Origin of the sequence: Erysipelothrix sp. HDW6C, from assembly GCF_011299615.1 — a bacterium.
In the GTDB taxonomy this organism is placed as follows: domain Bacteria; phylum Bacillota_I; class Bacilli_A; order Erysipelotrichales; family Erysipelotrichaceae; genus Erysipelothrix.
Genome location: NZ_CP049861.1, coordinates 1,892,128 through 1,903,774 on the forward strand (window position 1 = coordinate 1,892,128; position 11,647 = coordinate 1,903,774).

13 protein-coding genes are annotated in these 11,647 nt (G+C 39.2%); 5 read left to right on the plus strand and 8 right to left on the minus strand.

The annotated features are described in order from the left end of the window. The first annotated feature begins 149 nt into the window (after positions 1–149). The 3 genes from G7062_RS09010 (at position 150) to G7062_RS09020 (ending at position 2,446) form a co-directional block, all read left to right on the plus strand. Complete coding sequence (locus G7062_RS09010) at positions 150–1,133, plus strand: peptidylprolyl isomerase (protein WP_166065591.1); 984 nt, start codon at positions 150–152, stop codon at positions 1,131–1,133. A 2-nt stretch (positions 1,134–1,135) separates the two neighbouring features. Further along, a complete protein-coding gene (locus G7062_RS09015; protein WP_166065592.1) occupies positions 1,136–1,990 on the plus strand; it encodes a hypothetical protein in 855 nt (284 codons plus the stop codon). Positions 1,991–2,056: 66 nt separating this feature from the next. Further along, positions 2,057–2,446: an HIT family protein gene (locus tag G7062_RS09020; RefSeq protein WP_166065593.1), complete on the plus strand. Its 390-nt coding sequence runs from the start codon at positions 2,057–2,059 to the stop codon at positions 2,444–2,446. A 69-nt stretch (positions 2,447–2,515) separates the two neighbouring features. On the opposite strand, the gene G7062_RS09025 is transcribed toward G7062_RS09020, so the two are convergent. Next, on the minus strand, positions 2,516–3,070 hold the full coding sequence (locus G7062_RS09025; RefSeq protein ID WP_166065594.1) for a TetR/AcrR family transcriptional regulator: 555 nt from the start codon (positions 3,068–3,070) through the stop codon (positions 2,516–2,518). A 140-nt stretch (positions 3,071–3,210) separates the two neighbouring features. On the opposite strand from G7062_RS09025, the gene G7062_RS09030 reads away from it, so the two are divergent. Beyond that, entirely contained in the window at positions 3,211–3,867 is a 657-nt protein-coding gene (locus G7062_RS09030) for a class I SAM-dependent methyltransferase (RefSeq protein WP_166065595.1), read from the plus strand. A gap of 79 nt (positions 3,868–3,946) precedes the next feature. Here the strand turns inward: G7062_RS09030 and pnp are convergent, their stop codons facing one another. From pnp to G7062_RS09045, 3 genes are all read right to left on the minus strand, one after another. Then, positions 3,947–6,097: a polyribonucleotide nucleotidyltransferase gene (gene pnp, locus G7062_RS09035; RefSeq protein ID WP_166065596.1), complete on the minus strand. Its 2,151-nt coding sequence runs from the start codon at positions 6,095–6,097 to the stop codon at positions 3,947–3,949. Between the two features lie 124 nt (positions 6,098–6,221). Continuing rightward, on the minus strand, positions 6,222–6,488 hold the full coding sequence (rpsO, locus tag G7062_RS09040; protein ID WP_166065597.1) for a 30S ribosomal protein S15: 267 nt from the start codon (positions 6,486–6,488) through the stop codon (positions 6,222–6,224). A 113-nt stretch (positions 6,489–6,601) separates the two neighbouring features. Continuing rightward, positions 6,602–7,762 carry a DUF871 domain-containing protein gene (locus tag G7062_RS09045; RefSeq protein ID WP_166065598.1) on the minus strand — a complete coding sequence of 387 codons (1,161 nt, stop codon included), beginning with the start codon at positions 7,760–7,762 and terminating at the stop codon, positions 6,602–6,604. A 150-nt stretch (positions 7,763–7,912) separates the two neighbouring features. Between G7062_RS09045 and G7062_RS09050 the strand changes: the two genes are divergently transcribed. Continuing rightward, positions 7,913–8,764 (plus strand): NAD(P)-dependent oxidoreductase, encoded by an 852-nt coding sequence (locus tag G7062_RS09050; protein ID WP_166065599.1) that lies wholly within the window; start codon positions 7,913–7,915, stop codon positions 8,762–8,764. Positions 8,765–8,800: 36 nt separating this feature from the next. Here G7062_RS09050 and G7062_RS09055 read toward each other — a convergent pair whose 3' ends face one another. From G7062_RS09055 to G7062_RS09070, 4 genes are read right to left on the minus strand one after another with little or no spacing between them, the layout of a single operon-like run. Beyond that, positions 8,801–9,883: a serine/threonine-protein kinase gene (locus tag G7062_RS09055; RefSeq protein ID WP_166065600.1), complete on the minus strand. Its 1,083-nt coding sequence runs from the start codon at positions 9,881–9,883 to the stop codon at positions 8,801–8,803. Next, the gene (locus G7062_RS09060; protein WP_166065601.1) at positions 9,871–10,296 is read right to left on the minus strand and encodes an XRE family transcriptional regulator; all 426 of its coding nucleotides are present in this window, start codon (positions 10,294–10,296) and stop codon (positions 9,871–9,873) included. The genes G7062_RS09055 and G7062_RS09060 overlap by 13 nt, the downstream gene beginning before the upstream one ends. A 9-nt stretch (positions 10,297–10,305) precedes the next feature. Beyond that, the gene (hemW, locus tag G7062_RS09065) at positions 10,306–11,406 is read right to left on the minus strand and encodes a radical SAM family heme chaperone HemW (protein ID WP_166065602.1); all 1,101 of its coding nucleotides are present in this window, start codon (positions 11,404–11,406) and stop codon (positions 10,306–10,308) included. After that, positions 11,396–11,626 (minus strand): MazG nucleotide pyrophosphohydrolase domain-containing protein, encoded by a 231-nt coding sequence (locus G7062_RS09070; protein ID WP_240915945.1) that lies wholly within the window; start codon positions 11,624–11,626, stop codon positions 11,396–11,398. Before G7062_RS09070 ends, hemW begins: the two co-directional genes overlap by 11 nt. Between the last annotated feature and the right edge of the window lie 21 nt (positions 11,627–11,647).

The window sequence follows — 11,647 nt, forward strand, 5'->3', positions numbered from 1 at the left end:
GATTTTGATTTTGGTTGAAAAACTTAGAAAATAATCCATGAAATTTCACGATGGTTTCACTTGAATATGAGACACTTAGTTAGTTGTCGCAAATATTGCAAAGGGTCAGTAAATACCCTATAATTAGAAAGAAACAAAGGAGGAATATAATGATTGACAATTTAAAAAAATATTGGTTTGTCGTCGTTATTTGTTTAGTGCTTATAGTCGGAACAGTGCTTTTCGCTAAACAACAAATGGGTACCGTTTTACGTGGTAAAACAGTAGAGGGGAAACAAGTCGTTTCAGAAATAGCTGGAATTAATTACTTTGGTGATGATTATCAACAAGATCTTAAAGACCGCTATGGTGATGCTGAACTATATAAACTCTTTGAACGATCCGTTCTGGGTTCAATTGAAACACCAGAAGAAGTAGTAACAAAAGCAAAAGAAGATGCAGCAACAGTTAAAACAAATGTTTCTGCACAACAAGGACAAGCAGGTTTGGACACATTGAACAGCCAAATTGTTGCCCTTGGTTATAAAGGCCTTGACGAATTAAACTTGGTTTACGAAGATATGGCAAAACGCGATACGCTTGTATTAGACCTTATCGCATCAAATAAAGATTTATACTTAAAACCATACGTGGATGCAAAATCACCACGCGTCGTCAGTCATATTCTTGTAAAAATGACCGACCCAAAAAATCCAACTGCTGAAGAGCAAAAGAAAATTGACGATGTCAATGCTCGCCTTGCTGAAGGAACAGCTTTCAGTGAAGTAGCGATGGCTTTATCTGATGATACAGGTTCAGCCCAAAAAGGTGGAAGTATCGGATTTATGGATAAAGACTCACAACTTGTTACTGAATTCCTTACAGCTGCAATCGCAACTGAAGAAGGTCAAATGACTGAATGGGTGGAATCAGAGTATGGACGTCACTTAATTAAAGTTGACTCAACAAACACAGATACATTTATGACTGATGAAAACTATAAAGGTGACTTTATCTCAGCAATCAGTTCATTCGACAGTTCTGTAATTTATCAAGCAATTTGGAATACAGCACAAACCTTGGAAGTTTCATTTAAAGATGAAGCAGTCAAGAAATCATTAATGGAATACATGAACATCAAGGAGGGTCAATAATCATGAAGAAATTACTCGCAGTATTATTAACACTCTTGGTTCTTGTTGGATGTGCTGATGCACGCGTCACACCTTCAACAAACAATGAAATCTTCACCGTTGGTAATATTACCATCGATGATAACAAACTCTTTGACGTAATGAAGACTGTCGATGGGGGTCAACTCGTGATGGCTCAAGCCGAACGTGACCTTAGCAAAGATGTTGTTGATGACACTTTGGAAGCAAAAGCTGCTGAAGAATTGGCAAAAACAAAAGAATCCTTGGGTGATCGTTTCGAAGAAATTCTAAAACAATTACACATCGAAAATGAACAAGCTTATGTTGATCTCTACATCCTTCCTGCACTCCGTATGGAAAGCCTTATTAAATCAACAATTGAAGCTGATTTCGAAACACTCGTATCAGACTACAAGCCAATGAAGGCACGTATCTTGCAAACAGATTCAAAAGAAAAAGCAGCAGAAGCACTTGCGAAAGTTCAAGCTGGTGAAGACTTTGGAACTGTAGCAACTGAATTTGTGGGGGCAAACGCTACCTACAAAGGTGATGAAAAAATCTATAACATCAAAGGAACTGAGTTCCCATCTGTTGTTGCAAAATTCATCACAGTTCAAGAAGCGCCTGGATTAAGTGAAGTTCTTGTTGATGAAGCAAACGGTGTATCATACATCGTCCAAATCATCGAAACACAAGCAGATCGTTTCAAAGATGAACTCCTTGAACAATGGACCAACGATACAACAATGGTTAAGACTTACAAGATTAAGCTCTTCAAAGATGCTAACTTCGCAGTCTACGATAAAGACATTGTCGCTGGAATGAAGAAGAACTTCGGTGACTTCTTACCTCAATAAAAAAAATAAACCACGTCACGGCGTGGTTTTCTTATGCTATACTTGAATCAAACTGGAGGAATAATTATGACTTTATTCAAACGTATTATCGACGGCGAAATCCCTGCAAAGGTTGTTTACGAAGACGACGACGTTTTGGCATTTCTGGACATCTCACAAGGGACACCTGGCCACACACTTATCATCCCCAAAGAAGAGACTGCATCCCTTCTCACGGCAAGTCCCGAAGTCCTCACTGCAGTCAGTATTGCGTCACAACACGTTGCCAAGCTACTCATGGAAAAACTGGGTGCATCAGGTGTTAATATTCTTAGCAATGCCAATGCGGTAGCGGGACAAACCGTCTTTCATTACCATGTTCATGTGATCCCGCGTTATGACCACGATGAACTCACCTTCACATTCAAGAAACATGAAAATGATATCGATCGGATTCACCAAAGGATAACACAATAACAAAGCTCCCTCCAGGAGCTCTGTTCACATATAAATCAATACGCGACTCACTTTTGTTGGTGAGTTTTTTTAATCCTTTAACATTCCATGCAAAAGTAACTTCTTAATGAGTTCTAATTCCTCACCATTAGCATATTCAATCGTGTTTACTGCATTAATGAACTTCAAATATACAGTATCGGAAATCGTTTCATCGATTGATTTTGACGCCCTTCCCTGCGCAAGAATCTTGAGGTAAAGCGATTGCTTATTCGTGCTGATGGAAGTCTTAATCAAATCGATAAAGCGTGCATCATCACTCTTAGCGATTAAATTATTAATTTTCACACCCATAGCATTGTCGCACAGTTTAAGGACAGCTGCCATTTTTTCAGTAAAGAGTGACTTTGATTTCAAGAGCACATCTACTTCGTTATCGATTTCAGACATCCAGGTATTGATGATGCCATCAACAATACCCTCTTTGCCACCAAAGTAATTATAGATTGATGCCTGAGACACCCTTGAATCTTTCGCAATGGCCGCGATGGATACAGATCCATATCCATCGTGCGAAAACAAAGTCAAAGCACTTTGTAGTACACGGTCTTTTTTCTCAATTGTTGTTTTCTCATACTTGTTCATTTTATCACCATCTGAATTATAGCACGTTTATAGTTTGGAATATATAACAAATATTACAAAGTTATTGACGGTTCAAAACATCGGTGTTACACTGAGTTTAGAAATATCGTTAAATATTCTAAACTCAGAAAGGGCTGCAGATGCTTATAAACAAGAAACGATTTCAATTTCTACTTGCAGCAATGGTGTTATTTATCATGGCATACAATCCAATTACAAAATACCTTGTAGATCAAGCTAAACACCCCACAAGATTCATAGGACAGTTAATCACAAACATTTGGTCTTCATACTTTGAAACGCTTAGTATATGGAGTAACAACCTTGTCTATTTGCCTGAAGGTTCAACTATCCTCGATGTTGGTTTTGGTGGTGGTTCTAACATTAAATATATTAATAAAACCATTGCGAACGTCACACTCTATGGGATTGATATCTCACAAGAGTCACTTAAGACAGCAGCACGAAACAATCAAAATGGCATTACCAAGGGAAACATTTCATTATCAGTACAAGATGTGGCAGCAATGGCATTCGATGATGCCATGTTTGATACAATTTTTGTCATTCAATCTCATATGTATTGGAATCAATTGGATGATGGACTTCGCCAGTGTTATCGCACATTGACCGATCATGGAACACTTGTCATTGCTAGCGAAATTGATAAAATTAACTACCATCTTTCAGAATACAGCAACCACGATCTATTTAAGAATCATCTTCAAAAACTTGGCTTCACCAAAGTCACCGTTCGTATCAAGGGAAACTACGTCGCATTCATTTGCAACAAATAGATTGCGTTGTTATCCATAAAAAAAGATCAACTTGAGATTACTCTCAAGTTGACCCTTCGACTCCTTTTGGAGTCTTTTATTATGCTTCAGTTTTTGGTTCTGTTGCTGTTTCTTCTTTTTTAACTTCTGGTTTTGGAAGAAGCGCCTTACGTGAGACATTAACACGTCCACGGTCATCAACTTCTGTAACCTTAACCTGAACTACATCACCGAGTTTAAGGACGTCTTCAACGTTCTCAACACGTTCATGTGCAATTTTTGATACATGCAACAATCCATCTGTTCCTTCAAACAATTGAACAAAGGCACCGAATTTTTCAACACGAACAACTTTCGCATCGTAAATTTCGCCAACTTTTGCCTCACGAACAATGGATTCGATTTTCGCTTTTGCTTTATTGATTGCGGCCATATCACTATGGTAGATAACAACACGTCCATCGTCCTCAATATCAATTTTAACATTGTCTGAGTCTTCGATGATTTGGTTGATAATTTTACCGCCAGTACCAATAACATCACGAATTTTATCCGGAGCAATTTGAATTTGTGCAATCTTCAATGCATATGTACCAACTTCTGGACGTGGCTCTGAGATAACTTCATTCATAGCATCCATCATTTCAGCACGGCCCTTTTTGGCTTGTGCTAGTGCTTCTTTCAAAATTTGACGGCTTAAACCGGCAATTTTAATATCCATTTGTAATGCAGTGATTCCTTTTGACGTACCGGCAACTTTAAAGTCCATATCGCCAAAGTGATCTTCCATACCTTGAATATCAGTAAGGATTGTATAGTCATCGCCCAATTGGACAAGTCCCATTGCAATACCACTAACAGCAGCTTTAATTGGAACCCCGGCAGCCATTAATGCAACCGAACCTGCACAGATACTTGCTTGTGAAGATGAACCATTGGATTCAAGAACTTCAGCAACCAAACGAATTGTGTATGGGAATTCTTCCATTGTAGGTAATACATAAGATAACGCACGTTCACCCAAGGCACCGTGACCAATTTCACGACGTCCAGGCGCACCCATACGTCCTGTTTCACCAACTGAGTAGGGTGGGAAATTATAGTGATGCAAGAAACGCTTTTCTTCAACCTCGGATAAGTCATCGATGATTTGTGTATCGCCCATCGCACCTAATGTACATACTGAGAGTACTTGTGTTTCACCACGGGTGAATAATCCACTTCCGTGTACACGTGGTAAGATATCCATTTGAACGTTTAGTGGTCTAACTTCGTCAACACCACGTCCATCCGGACGAATTTTCTCAACAGAAATTAAGCGACGCACTTCACCCGCTACAATATCATGGGTGTATTCTTTTACGAATTTAAGTGCTTTATTCTTTGCAGCTTCATCTTCATATGATTTTGATTCAAAATGTAAATATGCTTTCTCTTCAAAGTCATCAATCGCACCATAGCGCTCAAGTTTACCTTCGATAGCGACTGCCTTACGTAAGTCTTCACCGACTAATGCTTCAACTTCTTCTGCAATTTCTGTAGGAACTTCGTATAAGTTTACGGCCATTTTTTCTTTGGCTACAGCCTGTGCAATTTCAATTTGGAATGCACAAAGTTTTTTGATCCACTCATGTCCAAACATCATCGCATCTAAGAATTCTTCTTCCGATACTTCTTCAGCACCCGCTTCAACCATGTTGATAGCGTCTTTGGTACCCGCAACGATTAAGTGCATGCGTGATTTTGATTGTTGTTCGAGGTTTGGATTAATCACAAACTCGCCATCAATCAAACCAACAATAACACCTGCAATCGGTCCTTCAAATGGAATGTCAGAAACACCCAATGCCAATGAAGCACCAAACATTGCTGCCATATCTGGCGCATAGTCTTTATCAACAGAAAGTACAGTATTTACAACTTGGACTTCATTTCGGAATCCTTCTGCAAATAATGGACGTACAGTACGGTCAATCAAGCGTGATGTCAATGTTGCATGCTCGCTTGGTCGTCCTTCACGACGTAAAAATCCACCTGGGATTTTTCCTACTGAATACAATTTTTCTTCATATGTAACCGTAAGTGGGAAGAAATCAATGTCCTTCGCTTTCTTACTCGCAGTCGCTGCGGAAAGTACCACGGTGTCTTCATAACGGATTAATACGGATCCCCCTGCTTGTTTCGCAAGTTCTCCTGTTTCAACTTTTAAACTCTTACCATCGAAATCTAATTCAAATACTCTCTTACTCATAGATTCACCTCATATTGTCTGTTTCAATTTTAACATAATTCCCAGTCTTTTCCTATCGAAAATGAGACATCGCCCACTTCTTAGCGTGGATTACAATAAAAAAGGAGCTTTCGCTCCTTAGAAATTATTTTCTTAATCCTAAACGTGTGATTAATTCACGGTAACGGTTGATGTCTTCATTACGTAAGTATGTTAATAAATTACGACGACGTCCAACTTTTTTAAGAAGTCCACGGTTTGAATGGTGGTCTTTCTTGTGTACTTTCATGTGCTCTGTTAAGAGATTGATTTCGTTTGTAAGAACTGCAACTTGCACTTCAACGGAACCTGTATCTTTATCATTGCGACCGAAGTCTTTCATGATTGCTTGTTTTTCTGCTTGTGATAACATGTGTTATTCCTCCTATATCTAAAGTCCTTTGTAACCGCGTATACCGTCGAGGAGACGTGTACCCCAGTTATAAAGCCTGTTCATTATATCATGTCTCTTTTGAATGTACAATCTTATTTGATGAATTGGAACATATCTTGTGATTGTAGGTATTCTACAAGTTTCGCTTCTTCAGGTTTGATGTGAGCAACAACATTATAGCTGCCATCGTTAACAATACCATCCCGGGTAATAATTGAAATTTCACCCGCATAATGCTTGAGATTATCGTTTACGATAACAACATCGCCTTTTTGGATCGATTCTACTGTATTATTGGGCGCAACTGATGTTCCTTTATTTGTAAATCGCGACACAAAATCCCGTTTCATGTATGCTGCGAATTCACGGCAAACATGCGGATCGGCAAAGAGTATTTTTTGTTCAATTGGACTTAAATTATCTATGGGAATCACACCAATTTGTGTCACGTTACGATCAAGTTGAGAAAGACTTACAAGTTCTTCATCGGTTGCATAAGCATTTCCAATCATAACTGACTTGATCTTTTTAGTAGCAATCATAAAACGTGCTTGGTAATCGATTGGCAATCCACGAAGATCTTCCATACTCACAAGACCTTGGTATACAGGCCAAGGACCATACGTATTCTCGGCATTTGAGGATACAAATCCCGCCACACTGACACCCAATGCATCAATGCCAGTTGAGAAACGGACAAAATCTTCTTCCGATAAGCCAGTATATTTTTGCGGGTAAAAGTTATGACAGGTGCTCAGTTTATGAACATCTGCGCCTGCCGCAATCATCGCTGCAAGATGTGATTCATTCGTACTGGCATTCAGTTCAATCTTCAAACCACTCTTGTTGTGTGTCATTGCCGCATCTTTTTCAACGCCATACCCCATATCTAAGCGAATTGTATCCACATTCATTTGCTTGAAGATACGCAAGTCCTCTCGTGTTGCACCAAGTTTATCAAAAACCATCGGATTAACATCAACAATCACTTCATATCCAAGTGATTGTGCATACCCATTAACATCAGTAAATTCTTCAATTATTTGTTGAACATCGTCACCAACACTTAACAGACATGTAAACATCTTTGTAAATCCAAGTTCAGCAGCACGTTTAAGATACGCTTTATCAGCATCAGGAGTACTGTGTTCTGGGTAAATTGAAACACCTAAATTGATATTACGCTGTGATTGCTTCAAAAAGTCCTGCACTTCTGGTAATGCCATTGCTTGTTCTAAATCTATCGCCATCATAAGTCCTCGCTTTCCTATAACTATTATCCCCCTATTCGCAAGATTATTCAACTTTAACCATTTTAGACAACCATCATCTATTTTTCCAACGACTTGGGAAACCAATGGCACGAATAGTGTTATAATAAGGGAAATGGAGGTAACAAAATTATGAAAAAAATAGCATGGATTGGAACGGGGGTCATGGGGAAACCAATGGCACTTCATTTAGCAAATGCCGGTTATGATGTGAGTGCCTACAACCGAACATTCTCGAAAGCACAAAGTTTACAACCACAGGCAACGGCATACGAAACAATTCAAGACGTTGTGAAAGATGCCGACATCGTTTTTACCATTGTGGGTTATCCAAAAGATGTTGAGGAAGTCTTTAGCGAAATAATGACACATGCCAAACCAGGAACTGTTTTGGTTGATATGACAACATCTTCGCCAACGCTTGCAAAACAACTTCATGAAACAGGAAGAACCAAGGGGTTCCCAGTTCTTGATGCACCTGTAACCGGTGGTGATCTTGGAGCAATCAACGCAACGCTATCCATCATGGTCGGTGGTGATCGCTTAGTATTTGAACGGGTATTACCGCTTCTTGAAATTCTTGGTCAAACTATCAACTATATGGGTGAAGCAGGAAATGGTCAGCATGCAAAACTCGCCAATCAAACAGCAATCGCAGGTGCAATCGCCGGGACTGCCGAAGCACTATACTATGCTCGGGCACAAGGCATTGATATGACAACAATGCTGGCAGTTATTACGGGTGGAAGTGCATCATCATGGCAAGCAGCAAACAACGGGCCTAAAATGATTTCAAAGGACTATGCTCCGGGATTCTATGTCAAACACTTCCTCAAAGACTTAAAACTTGTGATGGATGAAAAGCACGATTTGTATCTACCAATCGTTGAGAATGTCACTAAAATTTATGATGTTATGAGTGAGCAAGGCTTTGCGGAAAATGGAACTCAAGCTATCATAGAATACTACTTGCAAAAACTCTAGAAAAAAATCAGCTGAAAATGCTGATTTTTTTTAGGTTCATGATGTCTTAGATGAAAATAAACTCGGGTCACTCGCAAGATGCGTAAGTGGCTGAATAAGAAATCCTAAAAATAAGAATGTAAAGAACCACAACGTTCCGACGATTAAAATTTTAGAGGCCCGTGTTTCTCGATTTTTTACAAATGAGAATCCAAGAATGAAATACGGTGGCCAAATCAGAATATTCAACATATAATTTCCATAAACTATCATGATTAAGGCATCTGTGAACGAATTTTTATCAAAGTATAATAGCGTTCCGAGTAAAAAGAAAATACTGAACCCTCGTAGAATCTTAAACGCCGTGAGTCGGTGATTCTTCGGTACTTGTTTTTCTACTTTAGTGTTGGTAAATGGTGCAAATGCAGTTTTCATGGCCAACACACTTGTGTATCGATCTTGTGGGTCAAATGCTGTTGCCTTTAGAATGATATTTTTAAATGGGGACATGATTGGCAAGTTCTGATCTGAAGGTTCCTGATCAGTGACAATTGTTTTTAGTGTCATTCCGATGCTATAAATATCGGTTCGAACATCGGTTTGACGATACCCAAATTGTTCGGGAGCAGCATAACCAATGGTCCCAACATAAACGGTATCTTGACCTTTACCGTGTTCAAATATACGAAAGGATTGTAAATCAATCAACGTTACGTGCCCAGATTCATCAACCAGAATATTATCCGGTTTAATGTCACGATGAATAATCGGATGTGTATGTTGATGCAAGTATGCAACAGCATCAAGCAGCTGTACCATGAGGTTTGCAATTTCAGCATCGGTTGCGCGTGTCGTACGAATATAGTCTAAGAGATTTTGACCTTGAATATACTCGATAATGAATATTGTCGCATCTTCCACTTCGTAGTAATCATAGATTTTTGCAACATGGGGATGATTTAGAGTTTTTAAGACGGCCAATGACGCATTATCAACGTTACTTTTATGAATTCGTTTGCGAACGCACAGACGATCGTGTTCGTGCGAATACACCAAATCAACATTCACGCTGTCTTTGCTGGCCAACTCACGAACATGATCGTATTGGTTATCTTTTAAAATCCCTGTTATTCCCGACATATATAACTTTCCCCATGTTTTTCAAGAAGTTCTTCTGTCTCTGACAAATCATGTTTGTGATTTATCGCATAGATTATAATGGCATCGCGTGTATTCTTAGGATAGAGCGGATTAACGTTTGAGTGTTTTAAGACATATTTGGTTTCTTCAAGTGTACATCCCATTCCTAGGGTAAGTTGAAGAATATGGTTACGAGATGGATTGGTTTTCTTGCCTGAAAATATCTCGTATGCGTACGTTGGATTGAGCAGGCTTGCATCAATGACTTCACGTTTTGAGAGTGACTTCGCTTCCAGTAACTCGTTAAAAATATGTGCAAGCGTTGGCATAACATGCAATGTCTCATCCAACGTTGAATTCAACTTTCCTTCAAATGCTAACGCATCAAACAATTCATCTGTATTCTTCGCCATAGTGTCTCCTTATTCGCCCAATATATCCATAAATGGCAGTAAAACATCATCTAACATAATATAACCATTAAATGTCGTCACAATACCATCATCATTAACTTCAAGCAATTGGCTGTGAACCCCTTGTTGAATGGCATCGGAAAATACATCTTGCATGGTAATTCCAAAGCGATCATAAAACCGTTTAAAAGTAATCCCTTCACGAATTCGCAAGCCCATCATTATAAATTCAAACATTTCATCTTCTAAAGATAATTCAATAACTTCTTTGTATGCTTCTTTTTGAAGGTACTCACCCAACCGGACCGTCCATGTACGACGTGTATGGTCGACTTTCATACTTGAACCCGGTCCGAGTGCATAAAAGTCTTCATAGCGCCAGTAGACTTGATTGTGACGACTTCGTGCTCCTGGTTTACTGAAATTTGAAATCTCATAATGTTCAAACCCATTGGCTTGCATTATTTCAATACACGAAAGGAACATCTCTGTCTCGAGTTCAATAGGTACCGGTTTGATACCGCGTCGTCCAAACAGTGAATTGGGCTCAACAGTCAGCGCATAAATTGAGACATGATCCGGTTGCAAGGCAATGATATCTTTCATCGATTTTTGAAACGACTCAAGAGTTTGTCCCGGAAGACCGTACATCAGATCCAAAGAGATATTGTCAATGCCAATGTCGCGAAGGAGTTGTACTCCTTTTCCAACATCATAAAATTTATGATGACGGCCAATTTTTTCCAGCAAATCATCATCGGATGTTTGCACGCCCAAACTCATGCGGTTCACACCATAATCATGGAGCATCTTTACTTTATCATACGTCAGATTCTCAGGGTTTCCCTCAAATGTCCACTCATAGTCCGTCGCCAAGTGGGGCTTGAGTGCTTGCAAAAGTGCTTCGAGCTGATCATCTTCTAAAGAGGTTGGTGTTCCTCCACCAACGTAGATTGTTTCAAGATTATTGGGTAATGCATTGATTTGTTGGATCAATCGAATCATAAAATCATCTGAAATTACGCGTGCATATTTAAACCGTGTAAAATCACAATACCCACAGATGTGGTCACAAAATGGAATATGAACATACAACGCCTTAGTACTCACGCTTCATCACCTCAGCAATCTTGTTATTAATGATTGTCTCAACATCATAACCGCGGTCATAACAAATTGAGAGCACGTACATGAGGACATCGGCAAGTTCTGCTTTGAATGCCGCTTCACTTTCGTTAAGACTTTCTTTGAGTTCTTGTGATTCTTCTAAAACACAATTGACCATAAAGTCAATTGTGTCTGTTTCATCCCAGCCAAAATGCGTGCGCATTTTTTGTATGCTGGCAAAGAT

Coding starts and splice junctions, on each gene's coding strand:
- G7062_RS09010 (WP_166065591.1), top strand. CDS start 150: ATGATTGACAATTTAAAAAAATATTGGTTTGTCGTCGTTATTTGTTTA.
- G7062_RS09015 (WP_166065592.1), top strand. CDS start 1,136: ATGAAGAAATTACTCGCAGTATTATTAACACTCTTGGTTCTTGTTGGA.
- G7062_RS09020 (WP_166065593.1), top strand. CDS start 2,057: ATGACTTTATTCAAACGTATTATCGACGGCGAAATCCCTGCAAAGGTT.
- G7062_RS09025 (WP_166065594.1), bottom strand. CDS start 3,070: ATGAACAAGTATGAGAAAACAACAATTGAGAAAAAAGACCGTGTACTA.
- G7062_RS09030 (WP_166065595.1), top strand. CDS start 3,211: ATGCTTATAAACAAGAAACGATTTCAATTTCTACTTGCAGCAATGGTG.
- pnp (WP_166065596.1), bottom strand. CDS start 6,097: ATGAGTAAGAGAGTATTTGAATTAGATTTCGATGGTAAGAGTTTAAAA.
- rpsO (WP_166065597.1), bottom strand. CDS start 6,488: ATGTTATCACAAGCAGAAAAACAAGCAATCATGAAAGACTTCGGTCGC.
- G7062_RS09045 (WP_166065598.1), bottom strand. CDS start 7,762: ATGATGGCGATAGATTTAGAACAAGCAATGGCATTACCAGAAGTGCAG.
- G7062_RS09050 (WP_166065599.1), top strand. CDS start 7,913: ATGAAAAAAATAGCATGGATTGGAACGGGGGTCATGGGGAAACCAATG.
- G7062_RS09055 (WP_166065600.1), bottom strand. CDS start 9,883: ATGTCGGGAATAACAGGGATTTTAAAAGATAACCAATACGATCATGTT.
- G7062_RS09060 (WP_166065601.1), bottom strand. CDS start 10,296: ATGGCGAAGAATACAGATGAATTGTTTGATGCGTTAGCATTTGAAGGA.
- G7062_RS09070 (WP_240915945.1), bottom strand. CDS start 11,626: ATGCGCACGCATTTTGGCTGGGATGAAACAGACACAATTGACTTTATG.